Origin of the sequence: Xanthobacter agilis, from assembly GCF_021730435.1 — a bacterium.
In the GTDB taxonomy this organism is placed as follows: Bacteria; Pseudomonadota; Alphaproteobacteria; order Rhizobiales; family Xanthobacteraceae; genus Xanthobacter; species Xanthobacter agilis.
Genome location: NZ_JABWGX010000002.1, coordinates 209,801 through 234,166, shown reverse-complemented (window position 1 = coordinate 234,166; position 24,366 = coordinate 209,801). Strand labels below are relative to the sequence as shown.

Below are 24,366 nucleotides of genomic sequence, written 5' to 3'. Positions count from 1 at the left end.
CATGGAACGGAGCATGATCTCACCCGGCTTCGTGGATGACGCGCTGCAATGCCTGCGGCGGCGGGGCCTCGACGAGACGGTGCTGCTGGCCACGGCCGGGCTGCCGGAAAAGGTGACGGAGCCGGTCTCGGCCGAGCGCTACGGCGCCTTGTGGCTCGCCATCGCGGCGGCCATCGACGACGAATTCTTCGGCGAGGGTGCGCGGCCCATGCGGGCGGGCAGCTTCACCCTGCTGTGCCATGCCATCCGCTCCGCCGCGACCCTGGAGCAGGCCTTGAAGCGCGCCCTGCGTTTCCTGCGGCTCGTCATGGACGATCCCCATGGGGAGCTGGTGGTGGCGGAGGGGCTCGCTCAGATCGTGCTGAAGGACGACGGCGCGCCCCGCTCGGCGTTCGCTTACCGGACCTTCTGGATCGTGGTGCACGGCATCACCTGCTGGCTGGTGGGCCGGCGCATTCCCCTGCGACGGGTGGATTTCCGCTGTGGTCCGCCGGCCCATGGGGCGGATTACCGGCTGTTCTTCGGGGCGCCGGTGCGTTTCGGCCAGCCGGAAAGCGTGCTCGCCTTCGATGCCGCCTTCCTCACCCTGCCGGCCATCCGCGATGAGCGGGCGCTGCGGGAGTTTCTGCGCCGGGCACCGGCCAATATCCTGGTACGCTACCGGCACGACGCGGGTCTGGTCGCGAAGGTGCGCGCCCGCCTGCGCGCCAGTGCCCCGGCCCGGTGGCCGAGCTTCGAGGATCTGGCCGCGCAACTGCGCCTGCCCGAACCCACCCTGCGGCGGCGGCTCCGGCTGGAGGGGCAGACCTATCGCGAGATCAAGGACGAGCTGAGGCGCGCGCTCGCCGTGGCGGCGCTGACCGAGGGGGGCAAGGATGTGGCGGCGATTGCCGCGGATCTGGGCTTTTCAGAGCCCAGCGCCTTCCATCGCGCGTTCCGCAAATGGACCGGCAGGAGTCCCGGCGCCTATCGCAGCGAGGCGGCGCGGGAGGCTTGAGCGGGGAGCAACCCAGGCTCCGCGGCGGGACGGGGAGACGTGGGCGCCCGGCCGGTGTCCGGGCGCCGAAATGGCCTCAACGCGGCAGGGTGGTGGCGCCCATCAGCGCCTTGTCGATGGCGTGCGCGGCCTGGCGACCCTCGCGGATGGCCCACACTACCAGGGATTGGCCGCGCCGCATGTCGCCCGCCGCATAGAGCTTGGGCACCGAGGTTGTATATTCCGCGTCATCGGCGCTGACGTTGCCGCGCTTGTCGAGGGCGACGCCGGTATCGGCCAGCATGCCTTCATGCACCGCATGGGCAAAACCAATGGCCAGGAACACGAGGTCCGCGCGCAGCACGAACTCGGTGCCGGCGATGGGCTGGCGCTTGGCGTCCACGCGCGCGCACTTCACGCCGGTGACGCGGCCGTTGCGACCCTCGATCCCGAGCGTCGCGCATGCGAACTCGCGTTCGGCGCCCTCGGCCTGGGAGGAGGAGGTGCGGAACTTGGTGGGCCAATAGGGCCACACCGACAGCTTGTCCTCCTTCATGGGAGGAACCGGGCGAATGTCGAGCTGGGTCACGGAGAGCGCGCCCTGGCGGAAGGCGGTGCCCACGCAGTCGGAGGCGGTGTCGCCGCCGCCTACCACCACCACATGCTTGCCGGCGGCGAGGATCGGCAGCTCGCGGATCTCCTCCCCGCCCTCGCGGCGGTTGGACTGCACGAGGTAGGGCATGGCGAAATGCACGCCTTCGAATTCCTGGCCCGGCAGCTGCGGATCGCGCGGGGCTTCGGAGCCGCCGGCGAGCAGCACCGCGTCGTGGCGGTCAAGCAACGCGCGAAGCGGGGTGGTGACGCCAACGTTGACGCCGTAATGGAAGGTGACGCCCTCGGCCTCCATCTGCGCCACGCGGCGGTCGATGTGCTTCTTTTCCATCTTGAAGTCGGGGATGCCATAGCGCAGCAGGCCGCCGGCCTTGGGCTCGCGCTCATAGACATGCACGTCATGGCCGGCGCGGGCGAGCTGCTGGGCGGCGGCGAGGCCCGCCGGGCCGGAGCCGATGACGGCCACGGTCTTGCCGGTCTTCACGGCCGCCGGCTCGGGCCGGATCCAGCCCTTCTTCCAGCCCATGTCGGCGATGGACTGCTCCACCGTCTTGATGGTGACGGGCACGTCTTCCAGGTTCAGGGTGCAGGCTTCCTCGCACGGAGCGGGGCAGACGCGGCCGGTGAACTCGGGGAAATTGTTGGTGGAGTGGAGGTTGCGGACCGCCTCTTCCCACTCGCCGCGATAGACGAGGTCGTTCCAGTCCGGGATCTGGTTGTGCACCGGACAGCCGTTGGGGCCGTGGCAGAAGGGCACGCCGCAATCCATGCAGCGCGAGGCCTGGTTCACCACCTCGGATTCGGGCAGCGGCAGAGTGAATTCGCGGAAATGGCGAATGCGGTCGGATGCGGGCTGGTACTTCTGCTCGCGCCGATCAATCTCCAGGAAACCGGTGACCTTGCCCATTGGAACCTCGTTGCGGGAGCTACCGCGCGCGCCGCGTCTGCGCACCGTGCTCCATTACAAGAATTAGAACAGCTTGAGGACTCGGAATTCGCGCGCGCCATCCCGTGGGTGTCGCCACCACGCGGCCGTGTGCCGGTGGGGCAGGCCCGGCCTCGTAAGGGCAGGCTGAAGAGAGGTTGGCACATGCGCCGAGAAAGCGCAGAGCGGGCGCCCGCACAGCGGGGCGGACGCCGCCGGCCCTCCCGCGCGGGGAGGGCCGTGATGCGGCTTACTCCGCCGCCACGAGGCCGCGCCGTTTTTCCATTTCGCGCAAGGCGCGGCGGTATTCCACCGGCATCACCTTCACGAACTTGGAGCGGTAGTCGGCCCAATTGTCGAGGATGGCCTGTGCCCGCGCCGAGCCCGTGTAGTGCAGGTGCTTGGCGATGAGCTGGTGCAGGCGCTCCTCGTCGTGGCGCGACATGTCGGAGTGGACGTCGATGCGGCCCTTGAACTCCAGGTCGCCGCCGTGGTGGTGGAGGCGCTCCAGCAGGTCCTCTTCCTCCTCGACCGGTTCGAGATCGACCATGGAGAGGTTGCAGCGCTTGGCGAAGCTCTTGTCTTCGTCGAGCACATAGGCGACGCCGCCGGACATGCCGGCCGCGAAATTGCGCCCGGTGGGGCCGATCACCACCACCACGCCGCCGGTCATGTACTCGCAGCCGTGGTCGCCGGTGCCTTCCACCACGGCGATGGCGCCGGAGTTGCGCACCGCGAAGCGCTCGCCGGCCACTCCGTGGAAATAGCACTCGCCCTCGGTGGCGCCGTACATCACCGTGTTGCCGACGATGATGGAGTGCTCCGGCACGATGGCCGAATGGGCCGGGGGACGCACGATGATGCGCCCACCCGAAAGACCCTTGCCCACATAGTCGTTGGCTTCGCCGACCAGATCGAAGGTCACGCCCGCGGCCAGGAAGGCGGCGAAGGCCTGGCCCGCGGTGCCGGTGAGCGTCACGTGGATGGTGTCGTCCGGCAGGCCGGCATGGCCGTAGCGCTTGGCCACCGCGCCCGAGAGCATGGCGCCGGCGGACCGGTCCACCGAGCGGATCGGGGTCTCGATTTCCACCCGCTCGCCCTTTTCCAGCGCCTGCGCCGCCTTCGCGATGAGGGTGCGGTCAAGCACCTTCTCGATGGGGTGATGCTGGCGCTCGGTGTGGCGGATGCCCGTGGCGCGCTCCTCCGGCGGCAGCTCGGCCTGGGCGAACAGCTTGGAGAAGTCGAGGCCGTTGGCCTTCCAGTGGTCGATGGCCTTCTGCTGGTCGAGCACGTCGGAGCGGCCCACCATGTCCTCGACCTTGCGGAACCCGAGCTGCGCCATGTACTCGCGCACTTCCTCCGCGACGAAGAAGAAGTAATTGATGACGTGCTCGGGCGTGCCCTTGAAGCGCTTGCGCAGCACCGGGTCCTGGGTGGCGACCCCGACCGGGCAGGTGTTCAGGTGGCACTTGCGCATCATGATGCAGCCGGCGGCGATCAGGGGCGCCGTGGAGAAGGCGAACTCGTCCGCCCCCAGCAGCGCGCCGATGACCACGTCGCGGCCGGTGCGGAAGCCGCCGTCCACCTGTAGCGCGACCCGCGAGCGCAGGCGGTTGGCCACCAGCGTCTGTTGGGTTTCGGCAAGGCCCATCTCCCACGGCGAGCCCGCGTGCTTGATCGAGGTGAGCGGGCTCGCGCCGGTTCCGCCCTCGAAGCCGGAGATGGTGATGTGGTCCGCGCGCGCCTTGGCGACGCCCGCCGCCACCGTGCCCACGCCAACCTCGGACACGAGCTTCACGGACACATCCGCGTCGGGATTCACGTTCTTGAGGTCGTAGATGAGCTGCGCGAGGTCTTCGATGGAATAGATATCGTGGTGCGGGGGCGGGGAGATGAGGCCCACGCCCGGAGTGGAATGGCGCACCTTGGCGATCACCGCGTCCACCTTGTGGCCGGGCAATTGGCCGCCCTCGCCGGGCTTGGCACCCTGCGCGACCTTGATCTGTATCACGTCGGCATTGACCAGATATTCGGCGGTCACGCCGAACCGGCCCGAGGCCACCTGCTTGATGGCCGAGCGCATGCTGTCGCCATTGGGCAGGGGCTTGAAGCGCTCCGGCTCCTCGCCGCCCTCGCCGGTGTTCGACTTGCCGCCGATCCGGTTCATGGCGATGGCGAGGGTGGTATGCGCCTCCCGCGAAATGGAGCCGAACGACATGGCCCCGGTCACGAACCGCTTCACGATCTCGGACGCGGGCTCGACCGCGCTGATGTCCACCGGCTCATGGCCGATTTCCGACGCCTCGCGGATGCGGAACAGCGCCCGCACGGTCAGCAGCTTCTCGTTGTTCGCGTTCACCATGCTGGAGAAGGCGCGGTATTGGTCCTGTGCATTGCCACGCACGGCATGCTGGAGCGTCGCTACCGTCTCCGGCGTCCAGGCATGATCCTCGCCGCGCATGCGGAAGGCATATTCGCCGCCCACGTCGAGGGCGAGGCGGTAGACCGGGGCGTCGGAGAAGGCGAGCTGGTGGCGGCGCACCGTCTCTTCCGCGATCTCGGCCAGGCCCACCCCCTCGATGGTGGTGGCGGTGCCGAAGAAGTACTTGTTGATGAGCTCGGAGTTGAGGCCCACCGCGTCGAAGATCTGCGCGCCGCAATAGGATTGGTAGGTGGAGATGCCCATCTTGGACATCACCTTCAGCAGGCCCTTGTCGATGGACTTGATGAAGCGCTTCACGATTTCCTTGTCGTCCACCTCCTCCGGAATCTCGTCCTTCATGGCGAGCAGGGTCTCGAAGGCGAGATAGGGGTTGATGGCTTCCGCGCCATAGCCGGCGAGGCACGCGAAATGGTGCACCTCGCGGGCTTCGCCGGTCTCGACCACAAGGCCCACCGACGTGCGCAGCCCCTTGCGGATGAGGTGGTGATGCACCGCCGCCGTGGCCAGCAGGGCCGGGATCGGGATGCGATCCGCGCCGGTCATGCGATCCGACAGGATGATGATGTTGTAGCCGCCGTGCACCGCCGCCTCGGCGCGGTCGCACAGGTGCTCCAGCGCGCCTTCCAGGCCCGCCGCGCCCTTGTCGGCGGCATAGGTGATGTCCAGCGTCCGGGTGTCGAACCGCTCCTCCATGAAGCCGATGGAGCGGATCTTCTCCAGATCCTCATTGGTCAGGATGGGCTGGCGCACTTCCAGGCGCTTGCGGCGGGCGTTGCCCTCCAGGTCGAAGATGTTCGGCCGCGGCCCGATGAAGGAGACGAGGCTCATCACCAGCTCCTCGCGGATCGGGTCGATGGGCGGGTTCGTCACCTGGGCGAAGTTCTGCTGGAAGTAGGAGAACAGCGACTTCGACTTGTTGGAGAGCACCGAGATGGGGGTGTCGGTGCCCATGGAGCCCACCGCCTCCTGGCCGGTGATGGCCATGGGCGCCATCAGCAGCTTCAGCTCTTCCTGGGTGTAGCCGAAGGCCTGCTGGCGATCGAGCAGCGACACGTCGGTGCGCACCTCGCGCGCTTCCACCGGGCGCAGGTCTTCGAGCACGAGCTGGGTGTGCTTCAGCCACTCCTTGTAGGGGTGGGCCTTTGCCAGCTCGGACTTGATCTCCTCGTCCGGGACGAGGCGTCCTTCCTCCAGGTCCACCAACAGCATCTTGCCGGGCTGGAGCCGCCACTTGGTGATGATCTTCTCTTCCGGGAGCGTGAGAACCCCCATTTCGGAAGCCAATACGATGGTGTCGTCGGTGGTCACCATGTAGCGGGCGGGGCGCAGGCCGTTGCGGTCCAGGGTCGCGACGATCTGCCGGCCGTCGGTGGCGACAATGGCGGCGGGGCCGTCCCACGGCTCCATAAGCGAGGCGTGGTACTCGTAGAAGGCGCGGCGCTCTTCGTCCATGAGCGGGTTGCCGGCCCAGGCTTCCGGCACCAGCATCATGGCCGCGTGGGGCAGCGCATAGCCACCCTGCACCAGGAATTCGAGCGCATTGTCGAAGCAGGCGGTGTCCGACTGGCCTTCGTAGCTGATGGGCCAGAGTTTGGAGATGTCGGCGCCGAACAGCTCGGAATCCACCGACGCCTGCCGCGCCGCCATCCAGTTGACGTTGCCGCGCAGGGTGTTGATCTCGCCGTTATGGGCCACCATGCGATAGGGGTGGGCCAGTGGCCAGGCCGGGAAGGTGTTGGTGGAAAAGCGCTGGTGCACCAATGCGAGCGCGCTCTCAAAGTCCGGGTCGTGCAGGTCCGGATAATAGGCGCCGAGCTGGTCGGCCAGGAACATGCCCTTGTAGACCAGGGTGCGGCACGACAGCGACACCGAATAATAGCCTGCCGTGCGCGGGTCGCGGGCGTCGTATACGCAGTTGGAGATCACCTTGCGCAGGATGTAGAGACGGCGCTCGAAGGTGTCTTCGTCCGCGATGTCGTCGCCATGGCCGATGAAGACCTGCACATGCTTCGGCTCGGTGGGCAGGACGCTGACGCCGAGCGAGGAATTGTCGGTGGGCACGTCGCGCCAGCCGAGGAGCGCCAGGCCTTCCCCCGGGACCGCGCGCTCGTAGGCCGCGCGCACAATCTCCTGGCCTTCCGCGTCGCGGGGCATGAAGATGTGGCCGACCGCGTACTTGCCGGGTTCGGGCAGGGTGAAGCCGAGGCGGTCCGCCTCCTTGGCAAAGAACTTGTGCGGGATCTGCACCAGCATGCCGGCGCCGTCGCCGGCGCGCGGGTCGGCACCGACCGCGCCGCGGTGCTCGAGGTTCAGCACGATCTTGATGCCGTCCTCGACGATCTTGTGAGACTTGCGCCCCTTGATGTCGGCGATGAAGCCCACGCCGCAGGCGTCCCGCTCCTGGGCCGGATCGAACAGGCCGAAAGGCGCCGGACGACCGACGATCGCCGTGTCTTTCACGGCGGCGGCACGAGACGCCACGCTTCCGCTCAAGCCATCCTTGCGATCAGACCCTGCCATTTTGTCGTCCCTTTTCGTTTGTCGGATCGGAAGACGCTGTGCTTCCGGCCCGGCTGCTCCCATTCCGCAGCGGCGGCGTCGCATGGCCGATCGCGGTGCGATCCGCCATGCGCGGTCAACCGTGCGCGGTTCGCCCCAAACTGCCGTGCCACCGCGCACCGCGCAATGGTCTATCTCTCTCGCCGTGCACTGCAACTTCCACGCCACCGGCTCGAACGCGCCACCGCGCATGCGCGTGCGCTGCGCGGAGTGAACCTTGTGATGTGGGGGATAGGGCAGCACGGTTGCCCTATCCATCGGACGATGCCAGAAAACGGATCATTCCACAAGCGCCCGGAGGGTCTGTGTGCCGGCTTTATGACCAAAAATTGCGCATGGCTCCTCTGCCGCGAAAGAAGGGTGCGGCGCGGCCGTCACAGACGCAACGGCCTTTCGGGCCCGCACCGGCCTTTGGGCCTTTCGGGCGCGGCGCGAAAGCGGACGCGATCCAGTCCCAACGCCGCCGCAATGCGTGGGTCTACTCGGGGCAACCTTTTCATGGCCGTGTCAGGTGACGTCAGATCATGTGTCTTTCCGCCTCCCTTGGGGGTGCCCGCGGTTCGTTCGGCGCCCCCCGCACTTTCAACCGGAATTTTTTGACGCGGGTGCGGGCATCGGTGTTCGGGGCCTGCGGCATGGCCGTGATTGCGATCGCGAGCCCGGTGGCGCCGGCCGCCGCCCAGGATCTGATCTATGAGCGGCCGCCCGCGGCCCTGCGTCCGCCGGTCTATGTGCCGCGGCCGCGGGGGCCTCTGCATTATGTGATGCTGCCCCCGGCGGAAGTGCGTCGCCGCCTGCAGTCCATGGGCTATTGGCAGATCTCCCGCCCCGAATTGAGCGGGCGCGTCTATTCGCTCACCGCCGTGGATGACGAGGGGCCGGTGAACCTGCATATCGACGCCTATTCCGGGGAGGTGCTGGGCGCCCGGCCCCTGGTGGCTCTCCCGCCCGGCGCCGGGCGTCCGCCGCTGGTGCCGCCGGCACCGGTGACCGCGGCGCCGCCTCGGCCCGTGGTGCCGCGCGCGCCCTTGCCACCGGCCCGGCCGGTGGAAGCCGATGTGGCGGTGTCCGCGCCCGTGCCGCCGCCCGCTTCCGCCCCGGCGGCCGCCGGTGTCGTGCCTTCGGGCGTGTCTCCTGGGGCGCCCGCTGGGGCGCTCCCCGCGGTGTCATCGACGCCGGCGGGCGTCGCGCAGCCCTTGTCCACCAGCGGCACGCAGAGTCCGGCGGCGCCGTCCGCCGTGGCGCAGACCGGTGCCTCAGACGCCACGGCTGCTCCGGTCCAGCCGGTCGCCGCCCCGACGAGCTCCGGCGGCGCGACCACCGCCGGCAGCGCGACGCCCGGCGGAAGCTCGGCGGGCTCGGCGTCCGTTCTTTCCAGTCCCTCGGGCACCGACTGACGGGCGCCCCCGAGGGCTCAGATCAGGTAGGCGGCGGCCACGAGGCCGAGCACCACGACCGCCAGCAGGCCGAGGGTGACGAGGCCGAGCCGCTTCTCGATGAACTCCCGCGCCGCCGGTCCGAAATAATGCAGCAGCGCCGCCAGGATGTAGAAGCGGGCGCCGCGGGTGATGATCGACAGCACGATGAACCAGCCGAGATTGTATTCGGCGAAGCCGGACGTGATCGTCACCAGCTTGTAGGGGATGGGCGTCAGTCCCTTTAACAGAATCACCCAATGGCCATAATGGGCGTAGGCGGCACGGAAGGCGTCCACCTTGTTACCGTAGCCGTAGAGGTTGATCAGGAACTTGCCGACGCTTTCATAGAGCAGGGCGCCGATCGCGTATCCCAGGAGCCCGCCCAGCACCGAGGCGATGGTGGCAATCAGCGCGTAGCGCCATGCCCGATCCGGCCGCGCCAGGCTCATGGGCACCAGCAGCACATCGGGCGGGATGGGGAAGATCGAGCTTTCGGCGAACGAAACGAAGGCAAGAGCCCAGGGGGCGGAGGGCTTCGCCGAATAGGCGATCACCCAATCATACATTTTGCGGAGCATCAGGGGGGCAGTTCCTTGCCGAAGGTGGCCTCCGCTTAAGGGGCTGTCGCGGCGGAGTAAAGGCAATGTGCACCTTTGGGCCGCCGGCGCGCGCGCCGTGGGCGTATCATGGAACCGGCTTGCGGGACCGGGCTGCCTCTCCTTTGCCCTGCTCTTGGGCGATTGGCGGTTTGGGCGAAAAAATATGCGCCGGGGCCGGCGTGAAACTTGCCCTTCGGAAATCTTGATGGTTTCATTCCACCGGCTACGCTCTTCCGGTCGTAAGAATGACCGCCATGCCGTTGGGGTATCCCATCCGGTAGATGTGCATTTGCCGGTTCTTTTGGCATGAAACAAGAATGGCGGCAGCGCCCGCGCGGCGGGTGCGCGACGCGACCGGAAGCCGGCACTCCAGGTCGGGCTTCCGGGCCGCGGCTGTAGCCGGGAGCGGGAGAACGGCCTGGGTACGGATCTCGGACGATGAGCGCGGAGGCGGCCGATGGCACGGTTGCTTGAAAGTGTTTTACGTCGCGTGGTTGTGATTGGCGGTCTGGAGGTCATCATGGCCTCGGGCCGGAGGGTGACCATCGGCCAGCCGCGGCCCGATCAGCCCCCGCTGGCGGTGCGTTTCACGACGCCGGCGGCCGAGCGGGGCATTCTGCTCGACCCGGAGCTCAAGCTCGGCCAAGCTTACATGGACGGCACGCTGGTGATGGAGGAGGGGTCGGTCACAGACCTGCTCGCCTTGCTCATGGCGCAGCCGGCGGCCTGCACGTCCACCACCACGGTCTCCGCCAAGCTTCTCTTCTGGGGGCGGAAGCTGCTGCGGCGGATCGACCAGTTCAATCCGCGCGGCCGTTCCCAGCGCAATGTCGCGCACCATTACGACATCGACGGCCGGCTTTATTCCCTCTTCCTCGACGCCGACCGGCAATATTCCTGTGCCTATTTTGAGCATCCGGGCCAGAGCCTGGACGATGCCCAGCTTGCCAAGAAGCGCCACATCGCCGCCAAGCTGATGCTGGAGCGCGAAGATCTCGCGGTGCTCGACATCGGTGCCGGCTGGGGCGGGCTCGGCCTTTATCTCGCGCAGATGGCGAAAGCCAAGGTAACGGGCGTCACCTTGTCCAAGGAGCAGCTGGCGCTCGCCCGCCAGCGGGCCGAGGACGGCGGGCTTGCCGACCGGGTGGCGTTCCGCCTGCAGGATTACCGCGACATTCCCGAGACCTTCGACCGCATCGTGTCGGTGGGCATGTTCGAGCATGTGGGGGTCGATCATTATGGCGAGTTCTTCCGCAAGGTCCGCGCCTTGCTGAAGGAGGACGGGGTGATGGTGTTGCACGCCATCGGCCGTTCGGACCCGCCCGGCGTCACCAACCCCTTCATTGCCAAGTACATCTTCCCCGGCGGCTATATTCCCGCTTTGTCCGAGGTGCTGCCGCATATCGAGCGGGCCGGGCTCGTGGTCACCGACATTGAGCTGCTGCGCCTGCATTATGCGGAAACGCTGAAGGCGTGGCGCGAGCGCTTCCGCGCCCGCTGGGACGAGGCGGTGCGCCTGACCGACGAGCGCTTCTGCCGCATGTGGGAATTTTATCTCGCCGGCAGCGAGATGGGCTTTCGCCACCAGGGCCTGAACGTGTTCCACATCCAGATCGCCCGCAAGCAGGAAGCGGTGCCGCTCACCCGCGGCTATATCGAGGAGGAGGAGGCGCGCCTGCGCCGGGTGGAAGCGCGCCAGAGCTTGCCGCTGCGTCTCGCCGGGGAGTGAGACCGAAGGCCGGCACCGCGTCTCGGCAGAGGCAAGCGCCGGCGCGAATCACCCGGGTCCGATGTGCCTGGCTCCCGTCCCGGTCGCGCCGGGCAGATGGCGTGGTCGCGGCGGGCGGTGCCTCACAGGAAATACAGCACCGTGAGCAGCGCGAAGCAGGGCAGCAGGAAGGTGAGCGACCAGCCCATGTAGCCGAAGAAGCTCGGCATCTTCACCCCCCGATGGCGGGCGATGGAGAGCACCATGAAGTTGGGCGCGTTGCCGATATAGGTCATGGCGCCCATGAACACGGCGCCGGCCGAGATGGCTTCCAGCGTCACCGCCAGCGGCCCCATGAGCTGGTGCGGATTGCCGCCGGCGAGGTTGAAGAACACCAGATAGGTGGGGGCGTTGTCCAGGAAGGCGGAGAGCGCGCCGGTGAGCCAGAAATACCAGACGTTCACCGGCTGGCCGTTGGGGTCCGTCACCAGCTGTACCAGCGGCGCAAAGGCGCCGTCGAGGCCGGCCTTGAGGATGGCGATCACCGGGATGATGGTGAGGAAGATGGCGGCGAACAGCTTCGCCACCTCCAGGATGGGTTCCCAGTCGAAGCCGTTGCGCTCGCGGATGATCTTCGGGGTGATGGACAGGGAAATGAGGGCGACGAGCACGAGCAGCACGTCGCGCACCATCCATTGCAGCTCCACATGGGTGCCATAGACGTCGAAGGTGATGCCGGGCTTCCATAAGGCGGACAGAAGGATGGCGCCGATCACGCCGCCGAGCAGCGGGATGTTCTGCGCGCCGCGCAGGCCGAGGCTTTCGGTGTCGGGGGTGGGGTCCACCTTCAGCTTCCGTCCGCCCTCCTTGGCGTAGAAATAGCGGTCGAGCAGGTAGAAGGCGCCCAGCAGCAGCACCGCGACCACCGCCGTGTCGTGCAGCAGGTGGGTGGCGGTCCAGAAGAAGTTGACCCCCTTCAGGAAGCCCAGGAACAGGGGCGGATCGCCGAGCGGGGTGAGCGAGCCGCCGATGTTCGACACCAGGAAGATGAAGAACACTATCGTGTGCACATTGTAGCGGCGATTGTCGTTGGCGCGCAGCAGCGGGCGGATGAGCACCATGGAGGCGCCGGTGGTGCCGATGAGGCTCGCGATCAGCGTGCCGAAGGCGAGAATGGCGGTGTTCACCGCCGGGCTGCCGTGCAGATTGCCGGTGATGAGGATGCCGCCCGACACCGTGAACAGCGCATACAGAAGGATGATGAAGGGGATGTATTCCAGCAGCGCGGTGTGCACCACTTCATGGGCGGTCAATGCCGGGCCGTACACGGCGGCGAACGGCACGGCGAAGGCGGCCGCCCAGAACAGCGCCACCTTGCCATAGTGGTGATGCCAGAAATGCCCGGCCAGCAGCGGGAACAGGGCGATGGAGAGCAGCATGCCCGCGAATGGAACCGCCCACAGCGGTGAGACCTGGGCCCCGTTCAGCGACGCGGCGCCATCGGCTGCGACGGCGGCGCTCGATGTCGCGAGGATTGCGAGGGTCGCAAGGGTCGCAGTTGCAAGCTGCGGCCGCGTTCCACGGGGCACAAATCCCATCGCCATCCCCTTTTTCCTAGGCCTTTGCTTGATGGACGAACGCGGCGGTTGAGGCAAGTCAAACCGGTCCGGCGGGCGCCACCGGCGGCGGCGTGCGGGCCGCTATGCGATGCGGTGGTTGACCGGCGCGCCGGTTTCTGTCCTAGTCCCGCGGCTTTCGAGATCCCAGTTGCCGATGATGCATGGGCTTGGCTCATGGACCATTGGTTGTGCCCGCGCGGCACCTGAGCGAAACCCTCCCGGCGCCGGTCACCGACCGGAGCCGTTGGCATGAACGGCACGATGACCCAAGATCGCACTCCGGAGCGCGGCTCCGACCGCTACAACGCCCGTGAGGCCGAGCCCCGGTGGCAGAAGACCTGGGCCGAGCGCGGCATTTTCCGCACCCGCAACGATGACCCGCGGCCCAAATTCTATGTGATGGAGATGTTCCCCTATCCGTCGGGGCGCATCCACATCGGCCACGGCCGCAACTATGTCATGGGCGACGTACTGGCCCGCTACAAGCGCATGCAGGGCTTCAACGTGCTGCATCCCATGGGTTGGGATGCGTTCGGCCTGCCGGCGGAGAATGCCGCCATCGAGCGCGGCATCCACCCCAAGAGCTGGACCTACGACAACATCGCCGCCATGCGCGAGCAGCTCCAGTTGCTCGGCCTCTCCCTCGACTGGAGCCGCGAGATCGCCACCTGCGATCCGAGCTATTATGTCGAGCAGCAGCGCATCTTCCTCGATTTCCTGGACAACGGCCTTGCCTACCGCAAGGAGAGCGAAGTCAATTGGGATCCGGTGGATCACACCGTGCTCGCCAACGAGCAGGTGATCGACGGGCGCGGCTGGCGCTCGGGCGCCATCGTGGAGCGGCGCAAGCTGTCCCAATGGTTCCTGCGCATCACCGATTTCGCACAGGAACTGCTGGACGCCATCGATACCCTCGACCGCTGGCCCGAGAAGGTGCGCCTGATGCAGCGCAACTGGATCGGCCGCTCGGAGGGGCTTGAAGTCCTGTTCGAGTTCGCCAAGGGATTTGGGCCTGAAGCGCAGAAGGCGGTGAAGGTCTACACCACCCGGCCCGATACCCTGTTCGGCGCCGCGTTCGTGGCGCTCTCGCCCGACCATCCCCTGACCCAGGCGCTGGCCGCCAAGAGCCCCGCGCTCTCCGCCTTCGTGGCCGAGTGCAAGCGCGGCGGCACCTCCGCCGAGGCCATCGAGACCCAGGAGAAGAAGGGTTTCGACACCGGCCTCAAGGTGGTGCATCCGCTTGATTCCAGCCGCACCGTGCCGGTCTATGTGGCGAACTTCGTGCTCATGGATTACGGCACCGGCGCCATCTTCGGCTGCCCGGCCCACGACCAGCGCGATCTTGACTTCGCCCGCAAGTACCATCTGCCGGTGGTGCCGGTGGTGCTGCCGCCCGACACCGATCCCGGCGCCTTCCGGGTCGAGGAGATCGCCTATGACGGCGAGGGCACGCTGTTCAATTCCGGCTTCCTCGACGGCCTGACCATCGACAAGGCCAAGGAAACGGTGGCTCGCCAGCTCGAACGCTTCCGCGTGGGCGACGTGCCCCAGGGCGTGCGCAAGGTGAACTTCCGCCTGCGCGACTGGGGCATCTCCCGCCAGCGCTATTGGGGCTGCCCGATCCCCATCATCCATTGCGACGCGTGCGGCCCGGTGGGCGTGCCGCGCGAGCAATTGCCGGTGCGGCTACCCGACGACGTGAGCTTCGACAAGCCGGGCAATCCGCTGGATCGCGCCACGGCGTGGCGCGATGTGCCGTGCCCCAAGTGCGGCAAGCCGGCCCGGCGCGAGACCGACACCATGGACACCTTCGTGGATTCGTCCTGGTATTACCTGCGCTATGCCTCCGACAACGTGGACAGGCCGCTGGACAAGGCGGCGGTCGCCCATTGGCTGCCGGTGGACCAATATATCGGCGGCATCGAGCATGCGATCCTGCATCTGCTCTATTCCCGCTTCTTCACCCGCGCCCTGAAGGCCTGCGGCCGGGTGGACGTGAGTGAGCCGTTCGCCGGCCTGTTCACCCAGGGCATGATCGTCCATGAGACCTACAAGGACCAGGACGGCAAGTGGCTGTACCCCGAGGAGGTGAAGCTCCTGGGACCCGGCAAGGCGGAAAAGCTCTCCGACGGCACGCCGGTGACGGTTTCCCCGCCCGAGAAGATGTCCAAGTCGAAGCGCAACGTGGTGGCGCCGGAAGTGGTGGCGGACACCTATGGCGTGGATTGCGCCCGCTGGTTCATGCTCTCCGACACCCCGCCCGAGCGCGACAGCGAGTGGACCCAGGCCGGCATCGAGGGCGCGTGGCGCTTCGTGCAGCGGGTATGGCGCCTGGTGGGCGAGGCCATCGAGCTTGGCGCCGGCCCCGGCGCCGCCAAGCCCGAGACCTTCGGCGCGGTGGCGCTGGGCCTGCGCCGGGCCTCCCATGGCCTCGTGGCCGCGGTGGCGGAAGACATCGAGCGCCTGCGCTTCAACGTGGGCGTCGCCCATGTGCACGAATTCGCCAATGCCTTCGGCAGCGCCGTCGCGGCGGCCCGTGCGATGAAGGACGGCGTGCCGGCGGACCTGGCCTATGCCCTCACCGAGGCGGCCGACATGCTGGTGCCCGTGGTGGCCCCCATGACGCCGCATCTGGCCGAGGAGTGCTGGGCGGCGCTGGGTCATGACGGGCTCGTGGCCGAGGCGCCGTGGCCCGCCACCGAACCGGACCTGTTGAAGCAGGACACCGTCACCCTGCCGATTCAGATCAATGGCAAGAAGCGGGATGACATCGTGGTGCCCCGTGCCGCCACCCCGGCCGAGGTGGAAGCCGCGGTGCTGGCTCTCGAAAGCGTGCAGCGGGCTCTCGACGGCCGCGCGCCGAAGCGTATCATCGTGGTGCCGCAGAGGATCGTGAATGTCGTTGCCTGACACTCCTTCGGCCGGAGCCGCGATGGCGCCCGGCGCTTCCACCCGCCCCCGCGCGCGCCTTCTGGCGCGGCTTGCGGTGGTCGGCCTGCTGTCCGGCGCGCTCGCCGGCTGCTTCCAGCCGCTCTATGCGGACAACGCCACCGTCGGCGGGCCCGGCCTTCAGGAGAAGCTGGCGGACGTGGAGGTCATGCAGATCCAGGGGCGGCTCGGCAACGACCTGCGCAACGAGCTGATCTATCTGCTCGCCGGCGGCGCCGGGAACCCCAAGGGCGCGCCGCTGCAACTCTACATCGCGGTGGACACGACCGCTTCCACGGCCCTGGTGAACTCCTCCTCGGGCCTGCCGGAGAACATGATCATCCGCGTCAGCGCCAATTGGCGGATCGTGCGCTCCGACGACGACAAGAAGAAGCCGGTGGGCGGCGGCACCGCGGTGGGCACCGCCTCCATCGACGTGAGCGACCAGCGCTTCGCCAATTACAGCGCCAAGAACGACGCTGAGACCCGCGCCTCGCGCGAGGTGGCGGAACAGATCAAGGCGCAGCTCGCGGCTTATTTCATCCGCCTCGGCAAGGAGCCGCCGAAGCCGGAGACCACCAAGGCTTCCGGTAGCTGAGCCATGGTGGCCGTTCGCCCCGGCGACGCCGAGGCGGCTCTCGCGCGGCGTGATCCCAAGCGCCATGTGGTGCTCATCTTCGGCCCGGACGTGGGGCTGGTGCGCGAGCGCGCCGAAGGCTTGGTGCGCCGGTCGATTCCCGATGCCCACGACCCCTTCGCCCTGGTGCGGCTCGAGGGGGATGATCTGGCCTCCGACCCCCGGCGCCTGATCGACGAAACATCCACCATCGGCCTGTTCGGCGGCGAGCGGGTGGTGTGGGTGCGGGCCGGCAGCCGCAACATCGTGCCGGCGCTGCAACCGGTGCTGGACCATCCGTCGGGCACGCTGGTGGTGGTGGAGGCGGGCGACCTGAAGCGGGGCGCACCGCTGCGGGCCTTGTGCGAATCCTCTCCCAACGCCCTGGCGGTCGCCTGCTATGCGGACACCGAGCGCGATCTCGCGCGTCTCGTGGACACGATGATGGGGGAAGCAGGCCTCAGCATCGAGCGTGACGCCCGCGAGCTCCTGGTGTCGCTCATCGGCGGCGACCGGCTGGCCTCGCGGGGCGAGATCGCCAAGCTCGCGCTTTATGCCCAGGGGCAGGGGCGGGTGAGCCTGGAGGATGTGCGCCTTATCGTCGGCGACGCGTCGGCCCTCGCCCTCGACGATGTGGTGGATGCCGCCCTGTCGGGCGCTTCCGGGGAGGCGGTCATGGCCCTGTCGAAGGCGTTCGGCGCGGCGACCCGGCCGGATGCGGTGCTGGGCGCCCTGCTGCGCGCGCTGTTGGGCCTGCACCAGATGACGCTGCATGTGGCCGCGGGCCAGAGCCCCGAGCGGGTGATCGAAAGTGCGCGGCCAGCCGTGCACTTCTCGCGCAAGCCCAAGCTGGAACGGGCCTTGCGCGGCTTCGACCCGGCGCGGTGCTTGAAGGCGCTGCTGGCGGTGGATGAAGCGGTGCTGGCCGCGCGCCGCAACGCGGCGCTCGCGCCGGCCATCTGCGAACGCACGGTGCTCCAGGTGGCCCAGCTCGCGGGGCGGCGGCGGGGCGGGTGAGGCGCCAGGATCGCGTCCGCTCTTGCGTTTCCGGCAAAAGCTGATATACGCGCCGCTTCCGTCGCACCCGGCCGGGGGCTGAACGGACGGTCCTTCTTTGCATTCATCAAGCATGCGTGGAAGGGCAGGGCCTGAGCCCGTCGTCCCGTGTCCCCGCCTTCCGTACTTCGCGCCTTTCGGAAAAGGCGAGAAGGGCTCGGCGCCGGTGGACGGAGGAAACGAAAGGCGAAAAGAGCACATGCCGCTTTACGAGCACGTGTTCCTCGCGCGCCAGGATGTGACGGCGCAGCAGGTCGAGGAACTCACCACCCGCTTCAAGGGTGTCATCGAGGCGAACGGCGGCTCGGTCGGAAAGACCGAGTATTGGGGCGTGAAGTCCCTGACCTATCGCATCAACAAGAACCGCAAGGCGCATTTCACGCTCCTCAACATCACCGCCCCGGCGGCGGCGATCCAGGAGCTGGAGCGTCAGCAGCGCATTGATGAGGACGTTCTGCGCATCCTCACCCTGCGCGTCGAGGAGCATGAGGAGGGTCCCTCCGCCATGCTTCAGAAGCGCGACCGCGAGGATCGCGGCGAGCGTGGTGACCGGGGCGAGCGTGGCTTCGGCGGTCGTGAGGACCGTCCGCGTCGTCCGCGTCCGACCGAAGAGACCCAGACCGAGGAGGAGAACTGATGGCTTTCGCTCAGGCCGGTGGTGCCGGCGGCGGCCAGCGCCGTCCCTTCTTCCGTCGTCGCAAGACCTGCCCCTTCTCCGGCCCGAATGCGCCGAAGATCGATTACAAGGACGTGCGGCTGCTTCAGCGCTACATTTCCGAGCGCGGCAAGATCGTGCCCTCGCGCATCACGGCGGTGTCCGCCAAGAAGCAGCGTGAGCTCGCCGCCGCCATCAAGCGCGCCCGTTTCCTGGGCCTGCTCCCGTTCGTGATCCGCTGATCGCGCACGCTGTGTGAGGGGCCGCTCCGGCGGCCCTTCCATTTCCGACACGTCGCGGGGAATGAGCCCCGGGGCGCTGGCTGGGGCCGCTTCGTGCCGCCTCTAACCGCGCGATGCGGGACAGCTCGTCACCATGGGACCGATCCTTCTTATCGCCATCGCCGCGGCTGCGGCGTCCGCCCTTCTTGCCGCCGGTGTCGCGGCGGGATCGGTGCTGGCTGTCCCATTGTTCTATCTCGCGCCCCTGCCGGTGATGATCGCCGGCATCGCCTTTTCCCCCATCGCTGCGGGCTTGGCTGTGGTGCTGGCGGGTGCCGGCCTCGGATTGATGTTTGGCGGCGCCTTCCTACTGGCCTATGTGCTGGGCATCGGCGCGCCGGCCTTCGCTCTTGCCTATGCCGCCATGCTGGCCCGGCCGAATGAGGCCCAGCCGGATGAGCTCGTCTGGTATCCGGTGGGCCATCTGGTGCTGCTAGCCGCCGGGTTCGCGACGCTCAGCGTCGGGGTGGCGGTGTTCAGCATGGCCGGGGACTACGAGACCTATCGGGCCGCGGTCACAGCCACTTTCGACGCCATGCTCGGACCGGCCACCGCCGGTCCTGATGCGGAGGCGGGGCGGGCGTTCATGGCCCATGTGCTGCCCCCCATGGCGGGGCTCCTCACCATGGTGTCGCAGCTGATCTGCCTGTATCTCGCGGGGCGGGCGGCGCGGATCTCGGACCGCATGGGCCGCCCGTGGCCCCAGCTCTCGATGATGCGCCTGCCGCGGATGGCACCCTTCGTCCTGGGCGCCGCGCTGGTGGTGACGATGCTGCCTGGCCTGTTGGGCCTTGTGGGCTCGGTGGCCGCGGCCACCGTCATGCTGGCCTTCTCCCTCGTCGGCTTTGCGGTGGTGCACGCCATCACCATCGGCTACGGCGGCCGCGCCATGATTCTCGCCGCCCTGTGGCTGACCACCGTGGTGCTGGGCTGGCCGGTGCTGGCCATGGCGGTGCTCGGTTTCACCGATGCCCTCTTTGACTTCCGGGCGCGCCTTGCGGGCCGCCCTCTCCCGCCGGCGAAGGATCGCTGACGGGACCTCTTCCGAACACTGAAATAGGACATTCCAGGAGACCAACATGGACGTCATTCTTCTTGAGCGCGTTGCCAAGCTCGGCCAGATGGGCGAAGTGGTGAAGGTGCGCGACGGCTTCGCGCGCAACTTCCTGCTGCCGAACGGCAAGGCGCTGCGCGCCACCAAGGCCAACCGCGACCGCTTCGAGCACATGAAGGTCGAGCTTGAGGCCCGCAACCTTGAGCGTCGCAAGGACGCCGAGGTGGTGGCCGAGAAGCTCAACGGCCAGATCATCCTGACCATCCGTCAGGCGGGCGAGAGCGGCCAGCTCTACGGCTCCGTGTCCACCCGCGACATCGCCGATGGCCTCACCGCCGCCGGCTTCACCGTGGATCGCAGCCAGATCATCCTGAATCACCCGATCAAGACCCTGGGCCTGCATGTGGTCCCGGTGAGCCTGCATCCCGAGGTGCAGGTGACGGTGAGCGTCAACGTCGCGCGCAACGCCGAGGAGGCCGAGCGCCAGGCCCGTGGCGAGGACGTGCGCACCGCCCGCGATGAGGATGCCGAGATCGAGGCGGAACTCGCGGTGGCCCGTGCCGAGGTGGCGGCCGAGCTCGCCGCCGAGGAAGGCGTCGAGGAGTAAGATGAGATCCGGGCGGCCGCGCCTCGGCGGCCGCCCGCTTCCAGGCCGTTCCGGGCCGTCTGCTGCGGCGTCTGTGTCGTTTCTGCAACAGGGTGCCGTGCTTATGGTGCGCCGCGCAGATTTCTGTGCGGCGTTCATCGTCCGTTTGGTTTCGCGGATCTAGAACATGGACCGCGCCGGGATTCGTCGTCGGGGGTCGAGGGGTCAGGCGCGACGTTCTGGGTCGGGGTAGAAGCGATGTTCAAGCGAATTGCGGTGTTCGCCGCTCTGGTGCTCGGCTACGCGCTCACTGGCATGGCGCTGAATGCCAGCCAGACGAGCCGTGCGGGTTCACAGGTCGCGGTTGACGCAAGCATGGTGGAATAAGGGGGCGCCTTCCCGCCGGAAGGGCCGTTTGGGTCAGACTGTTCATTCGCCCGCCGGGACCCCTCGGCGGGCGAATGTCGTTCAGGCGCCAGAGCGCGCGCGGGGTCGAGCGGCGCGGCGTGCACCCCTGAAGCCGGGCGGGCTCCTGGAAAGACCACGTGATATTGAATTGCGATGGTTAAGGAAGTGGAACCAACGGCCGGGCATCGGACGGCATAGGGTCGTGCAGGGCAGGTCCAGAATGGTCTTCCCGGCAGGCATGGTGGCGGCTGCCGCAATCATTCGAAGTGGCGGCCTGTTCACGCGGAATCCGCCCATCTGGCGCGGTTCGCGTGCGCTCATCGGTCCAGGGCCCTGCGGTCAGGCTGCCGACGCTCGGTCCGGCGTCTGATCGCGTGCGTGACGATGGCTGGAGCATGTCCCGTTCGCACCGGCTCGCGTCATCCGCTCCAGGTTATGGCGTTGACGTATTTTCTTCACGCGAACCGGACGCCGCTTCGCGAGAAGCCGCTTCAGGACGACCAGTCGCAGGCGATGCGGCCCGGTTCTCCGTAAGGGATTTCGGCCGAATAGCCGTCCCCCCGGCGCCCGGCGTTCTGGCCGCGGTCGTCGCCGCTTTCCACCGCCTCGCCGAACTCCGACACCACGTCGGCGCGGCTGGCGTTGAAGACGATCATGAAGGCCTTGATGCCGTTCTTGTTGCCGAACCGGAATGTCATCTGGGTGACGGGCAGCCCGCCGAATGTTCCGTTCAGGGGAACGGTCACCTGGGTGTATTCGCCGAAGTTGCTGGGGGTCGGTGAGCCGAAGGCGTCGGCGATATCCGGCGGCAGGTCGAGGGAAATGTCGGTCCGGTCGGCGGCATAGCCCCGGGGATTGCCGGGCTTATTGGCGTAGCGCTGGACCAGGGAATGCACGAAGACCCCGAGCGGGCTGGCGGGCCGGGGCAGGGCGCATTCGTCCACGCCTTCCAGGAAGGCGTCCAGCTCCACGGCCTGGCTCGGCGTGGTGCCAAGCGCGAGGGTGGCGGCAAGGACGGCGCTCAAGAGCGCGGCGCGGCCGATGGAGGCCGACGCCACCGCCGCCAATAGAGAAAAGGCAGCGCCAGCCAAAGCCGGTGCTGCCTGTCGGGCGGTGATCTGACGGGTCGAGATCATCGTCATTCCAGTTCCTCCGCGCTGCCGATGCGAGCACTGTCGTGTCGGCAGGCGCATGGGGCAAGGTCGCGCGGAGATCCGCGCGACAGAAGGTTCAGGCCTTGCGGTGGGCGAGGGCGGCCTGGGCCGCCGCCAGGCGCGCGATCGGCACCCGGAACGGCGAGCAGGATACATAGTCGAGCCCGATGCTGTCGCAGAACTTCACCGAGGCCGGATCGCCGCCGTGCTCGCCGCAGATGCCGAGCTTGAGGTTGGGCCGGGTGGCGCGACCGCGCTCGGCACCGAGCTTCACCAATTGGCCCACGCCGTCCACGTCGATGGAGACGAACGGGTCGGTCTCCACGATGCCCTTCTGCACATAGGTGCCGAGGAAGGTGCCGGCATCGTCACGGGACACGCCGAACGTGGTCTGGGTGAGGTCGTTGGTGCCGAAGGAGAAGAATTCGGCGCTCTCGGCGATCTTGTCCGCCTGGAGGGCGGCGCGCGGCAGCTCGATCATGGTGCCCACCTGGAAGGTGAGCTTGGCGCCGGTCTCCTCCTCGACCGCCGCGGCGGCCTTGCGGATCACGGCGCCGACGATGTCGAGCTCGGCCTTGGTGGCGATCAGCGGGACCATGATCTCGGGAACGACCGTCTCGCCCGTCGTCTTGGCGGCGATGACGGCCGCCTCGAAGATGGCGCGGGCCTGCATCTCGGCGATCTCGGGGAAGGCGATGGCGATGCGGCAGCCGCGGAACCCGAGCATCGGGTTCATCTCGTGCAGCTCCTTGTTGCGCCGCTCGATGCGCTCCACGTCGACGCCCAGGCTCTTGGCCACCTCCAGGGTCTCCGCCTCGGTGTGGGGCAGGAACTCGTGCAGCGGCGGGTCGAGCAGGCGGATGGTGACCGGCAGGCCCTTCATGATCTCGAACAGCTCGACAAAGTCGTCGCGCTGCATGGGCAGCAGCTTGGCCAGCGCGGCGCGGCGGCCGGCCTCGTCGTCGGCGAGGATCATCTCGCGCACGGCGAGGATGCGGCCGGCATCGAAGAACATGTGCTCGGTGCGGCACAGGCCGATGCCCTCGGCGCCGAACGAGCGGGCCATGCGGGCGTCGGCCGGGGTCTCGGCATTGGCGCGCACCTTCAGGCGGCGCACCTTGTCGGCCCAGCCCATGAGGGTGGCGAACTCGCCGGACAGCTCGGGCTGCTGCATCGGCACTTCGCCCTTCAGCACCTGGCCGGTGCCGCCGTCGATGGTGATGAGGTCGCCCTTCTTGAAGGTCTCGCCGGAGACGGTCATGGTCTGGGCGGCATAATCGATGCGCAGGGCGCCCGCCCCGGAGACGCAGGGCTTGCCCATGCCGCGCGCGACCACCGCCGCGTGGGAGGTCATGCCGCCGCGCGAGGTGAGAATGCCCTCGGCCGCGTGCATGCCGTTGATGTCTTCCGGCGAGGTTTCGGCGCGCACCAGGATGACCTTGCGGCCCTTGTCCTTCCAGGCCTCGGCCTCGTCGGCGGAGAACACGATGGCGCCCGAGGCGGCGCCGGGCGAGGCCGGCAGGCCGGTGGTCAGCACCGTGCGCTCGGCCTTGGGGTCGATGGCCGGATGCAGGAGCTGGTCGAGCGAGCCGGGTTCGACGCGGCCGACCGCCTCCTCCTCGGTGATGAGCCCCTCGTTGGCCAGCTCGACGGCGATGCGCAGGGCGGCCTTGCCGGTGCGCTTGCCGGAGCGGGTCTGGAGCATCCAGAGCTTGCCCTTCTCCACCGTGAATTCCATGTCCTGCATGTCACGGTAGTGATTTTCGAGGATGTGCGAGATGCGCTCGAACGCCTTGAAGGCCTCCGGCAGCGCGGCCTCCATGGAGGGCTTGGTGGAGCCGGCGTGGATGCGGGCTCGCTCGGTGAGGTCCTGGGGGGTGCGGATGCCCGCCACCACGTCCTCGCCCTGGGCGTTCACCAGGAACTCGCCATAGAGCGCGTTCTCGCCGGTGGAGGGATTGCGGGTGAAGGCGACGCCGGTGGCCGAGGTCTCGCCCATGTTGCCGAACACCATGGACTGCACGTTCACCGCCGTGCCCCAGCTCTCCGGGATGGCGTGCAGGCGACGGTAGGTGATGGCGCGGTTGTTCATCCAGGAGCCGAACACGGCGCCGATGGCGCCCCAGAGCTGCTCGTGGGGGTCCTGCGGGAACGGCTTGCCCAGCTCGGCCTGATACTTGGCCTTGTACTTGGTGATGAGGAAGGCCCAGTCGTCCGCCGACAGCTCGGTGTCGAGGATGTAGCCCTTCTCGACCTTGTAGTGCTCGAGGATCTCTTCGTAATGGTGGTGCGCGACGCCCATCACCACGTCGGAATACATGGTGATGAAGCGGCGGTAGCTGTCATAGGCGAAGCGGCGGTCGCCGGCGAGCTTGGCCACGGCGTCCACGGTCTCGTCGTTGAGGCCGAGGTTGAGCACCGTGTCCATCATGCCGGGCATGGAGGCGCGGGCGCCGGAGCGCACCGAGACCAGCAGCGGGTTCGCGGCGTCGCCGAACGACTTGCCGGTCAGCTCGCCGACCTGGGCCAGCGCCTTTTCCACATCGCCCTTCAGCTCGGCCGGATAGGTCTCGCCGTGGGCATAATAATAGGTGCACACTTCGGTGGTGATGGTGAAGCCGGGCGGGACGGGCAGGCCGAGGTTGGACATCTCGGCGAGGTTGGCGCCCTTGCCACCGAGCAGGTTCTTCATGTCGGCTTTGCCCTCGGCTTTGCCGTCGCCGAAGGTGTAGACCCATTTCGTCATCTAGAGAGATCCCTTGTGGAGGG

17 protein-coding genes are annotated in these 24,366 nt (G+C 67.8%); 11 read left to right on the top strand and 6 right to left on the bottom strand.

Annotation, left to right across the window (positions count from 1 at the left end; translation table 11 throughout):
* The first annotated feature begins 1 nt into the window (after position 1).
* Entirely contained in the window at positions 2-997 is a 996-nt protein-coding gene (locus HUW53_RS02280) for an AraC family transcriptional regulator (protein WP_237344114.1), read from the top strand.
* A 76-nt stretch (positions 998-1,073) separates the two neighbouring features.
* Here the strand turns inward: HUW53_RS02280 and HUW53_RS02275 are convergent, their stop codons facing one another.
* Both HUW53_RS02275 and gltB read right to left on the bottom strand, forming a co-directional pair.
* Entirely contained in the window at positions 1,074-2,495 is a 1,422-nt protein-coding gene (locus HUW53_RS02275; protein WP_237344113.1) for a glutamate synthase subunit beta, read from the bottom strand.
* Between the two features lie 268 nt (positions 2,496-2,763).
* Entirely contained in the window at positions 2,764-7,476 is a 4,713-nt protein-coding gene (gltB, locus tag HUW53_RS02270; protein ID WP_237344112.1) for a glutamate synthase large subunit, read from the bottom strand.
* 674 nt (positions 7,477-8,150) lie between these two features.
* Here gltB and HUW53_RS02265 point away from each other — a divergent pair.
* Positions 8,151-8,912, top strand: coding sequence for a hypothetical protein (locus HUW53_RS02265; protein ID WP_237344111.1), 762 nt, complete (start codon positions 8,151-8,153; stop codon positions 8,910-8,912).
* 17 nt (positions 8,913-8,929) lie between these two features.
* On the opposite strand, the gene HUW53_RS02260 is transcribed toward HUW53_RS02265, so the two are convergent.
* Complete coding sequence (locus tag HUW53_RS02260; RefSeq protein ID WP_237344110.1) at positions 8,930-9,511, bottom strand: YqaA family protein; 582 nt, start codon at positions 9,509-9,511, stop codon at positions 8,930-8,932.
* A gap of 478 nt (positions 9,512-9,989) precedes the next feature.
* Here HUW53_RS02260 and HUW53_RS02255 point away from each other — a divergent pair, with 478 nt between their 5' ends.
* On the top strand, positions 9,990-11,261 hold the full coding sequence (locus HUW53_RS02255) for an SAM-dependent methyltransferase (protein WP_237344109.1): 1,272 nt from the start codon (positions 9,990-9,992) through the stop codon (positions 11,259-11,261).
* A 122-nt stretch (positions 11,262-11,383) separates the two neighbouring features.
* Here HUW53_RS02255 and HUW53_RS02250 read toward each other — a convergent pair whose 3' ends face one another.
* The gene (locus HUW53_RS02250) at positions 11,384-12,844 is read right to left on the bottom strand and encodes a sodium:proton antiporter (protein WP_370877804.1); all 1,461 of its coding nucleotides are present in this window, start codon (positions 12,842-12,844) and stop codon (positions 11,384-11,386) included.
* Between the two features lie 276 nt (positions 12,845-13,120).
* Here HUW53_RS02250 and leuS point away from each other — a divergent pair, with 276 nt between their 5' ends.
* From leuS to HUW53_RS21730, 8 genes are all read left to right on the top strand, one after another.
* Positions 13,121-15,769 (top strand): leucine--tRNA ligase, encoded by a 2,649-nt coding sequence (gene leuS, locus HUW53_RS02245; protein WP_237344108.1) that lies wholly within the window; start codon positions 13,121-13,123, stop codon positions 15,767-15,769.
* Positions 15,756-16,385, top strand: a complete 630-nt coding sequence (lptE, locus tag HUW53_RS02240) for an LPS assembly lipoprotein LptE (RefSeq protein ID WP_237344107.1) — start codon at positions 15,756-15,758, stop codon at positions 16,383-16,385. The genes leuS and lptE overlap by 14 nt, the downstream gene beginning before the upstream one ends.
* Before the next feature lie 3 nt (positions 16,386-16,388).
* The gene (gene holA, locus HUW53_RS02235) at positions 16,389-17,420 is read left to right on the top strand and encodes a DNA polymerase III subunit delta (RefSeq protein WP_237344106.1); all 1,032 of its coding nucleotides are present in this window, start codon (positions 16,389-16,391) and stop codon (positions 17,418-17,420) included.
* 238 nt (positions 17,421-17,658) lie between these two features.
* Positions 17,659-18,096 carry a 30S ribosomal protein S6 gene (rpsF, locus tag HUW53_RS02230; protein ID WP_237344105.1) on the top strand — a complete coding sequence of 146 codons (438 nt, stop codon included), beginning with the start codon at positions 17,659-17,661 and terminating at the stop codon, positions 18,094-18,096.
* The gene (gene rpsR, locus HUW53_RS02225; RefSeq protein WP_237344104.1) at positions 18,096-18,356 is read left to right on the top strand and encodes a 30S ribosomal protein S18; all 261 of its coding nucleotides are present in this window, start codon (positions 18,096-18,098) and stop codon (positions 18,354-18,356) included. Before rpsF ends, rpsR begins: the two co-directional genes overlap by 1 nt.
* 133 nt (positions 18,357-18,489) lie before the next feature.
* Positions 18,490-19,428 carry a YybS family protein gene (locus HUW53_RS02220; RefSeq protein WP_237344103.1) on the top strand — a complete coding sequence of 313 codons (939 nt, stop codon included), beginning with the start codon at positions 18,490-18,492 and terminating at the stop codon, positions 19,426-19,428.
* 46 nt (positions 19,429-19,474) lie between these two features.
* On the top strand, positions 19,475-20,056 hold the full coding sequence (gene rplI / locus HUW53_RS02215; RefSeq protein WP_237344102.1) for a 50S ribosomal protein L9: 582 nt from the start codon (positions 19,475-19,477) through the stop codon (positions 20,054-20,056).
* A gap of 237 nt (positions 20,057-20,293) precedes the next feature.
* The gene (locus HUW53_RS21730; RefSeq protein WP_272903708.1) at positions 20,294-20,422 is read left to right on the top strand and encodes a hypothetical protein; all 129 of its coding nucleotides are present in this window, start codon (positions 20,294-20,296) and stop codon (positions 20,420-20,422) included.
* Between the two features lie 512 nt (positions 20,423-20,934).
* On the opposite strand, the gene HUW53_RS02210 is transcribed toward HUW53_RS21730, so the two are convergent.
* Positions 20,935-21,585 carry a hypothetical protein gene (locus HUW53_RS02210; protein ID WP_237344101.1) on the bottom strand — a complete coding sequence of 217 codons (651 nt, stop codon included), beginning with the start codon at positions 21,583-21,585 and terminating at the stop codon, positions 20,935-20,937.
* A gap of 88 nt (positions 21,586-21,673) precedes the next feature.
* Positions 21,674-24,343, bottom strand: coding sequence for a pyruvate, phosphate dikinase (gene ppdK, locus HUW53_RS02205; RefSeq protein ID WP_237344100.1), 2,670 nt, complete (start codon positions 24,341-24,343; stop codon positions 21,674-21,676).
* Positions 24,344-24,366: the final 23 nt, after the last annotated feature.

Excerpts from the sequence above, each read along its gene's own strand:
- HUW53_RS02280 (WP_237344114.1), top strand. The coding sequence starts at position 2 with ATGGAACGGAGCATGATCTCACCCGGCTTCGTGGATGACGCGCTGCAA.
- HUW53_RS02275 (WP_237344113.1), bottom strand. The coding sequence starts at position 2,495 with ATGGGCAAGGTCACCGGTTTCCTGGAGATTGATCGGCGCGAGCAGAAG.
- gltB (WP_237344112.1), bottom strand. The coding sequence starts at position 7,476 with ATGGCAGGGTCTGATCGCAAGGATGGCTTGAGCGGAAGCGTGGCGTCT.
- HUW53_RS02265 (WP_237344111.1), top strand. The coding sequence starts at position 8,151 with ATGGCCGTGATTGCGATCGCGAGCCCGGTGGCGCCGGCCGCCGCCCAG.
- HUW53_RS02260 (WP_237344110.1), bottom strand. The coding sequence starts at position 9,511 with ATGCTCCGCAAAATGTATGATTGGGTGATCGCCTATTCGGCGAAGCCC.
- HUW53_RS02255 (WP_237344109.1), top strand. The coding sequence starts at position 9,990 with ATGGCACGGTTGCTTGAAAGTGTTTTACGTCGCGTGGTTGTGATTGGC.
- HUW53_RS02250 (WP_370877804.1), bottom strand. The coding sequence starts at position 12,844 with ATGGCGATGGGATTTGTGCCCCGTGGAACGCGGCCGCAGCTTGCAACT.
- leuS (WP_237344108.1), top strand. The coding sequence starts at position 13,121 with ATGACCCAAGATCGCACTCCGGAGCGCGGCTCCGACCGCTACAACGCC.
- lptE (WP_237344107.1), top strand. The coding sequence starts at position 15,756 with ATGTCGTTGCCTGACACTCCTTCGGCCGGAGCCGCGATGGCGCCCGGC.
- holA (WP_237344106.1), top strand. The coding sequence starts at position 16,389 with ATGGTGGCCGTTCGCCCCGGCGACGCCGAGGCGGCTCTCGCGCGGCGT.
- rpsF (WP_237344105.1), top strand. The coding sequence starts at position 17,659 with ATGCCGCTTTACGAGCACGTGTTCCTCGCGCGCCAGGATGTGACGGCG.
- rpsR (WP_237344104.1), top strand. The coding sequence starts at position 18,096 with ATGGCTTTCGCTCAGGCCGGTGGTGCCGGCGGCGGCCAGCGCCGTCCC.
- HUW53_RS02220 (WP_237344103.1), top strand. The coding sequence starts at position 18,490 with ATGGGACCGATCCTTCTTATCGCCATCGCCGCGGCTGCGGCGTCCGCC.
- rplI (WP_237344102.1), top strand. The coding sequence starts at position 19,475 with ATGGACGTCATTCTTCTTGAGCGCGTTGCCAAGCTCGGCCAGATGGGC.
- HUW53_RS21730 (WP_272903708.1), top strand. The coding sequence starts at position 20,294 with ATGTTCAAGCGAATTGCGGTGTTCGCCGCTCTGGTGCTCGGCTACGCG.
- HUW53_RS02210 (WP_237344101.1), bottom strand. The coding sequence starts at position 21,585 with ATGACGATGATCTCGACCCGTCAGATCACCGCCCGACAGGCAGCACCG.
- ppdK (WP_237344100.1), bottom strand. The coding sequence starts at position 24,343 with ATGACGAAATGGGTCTACACCTTCGGCGACGGCAAAGCCGAGGGCAAA.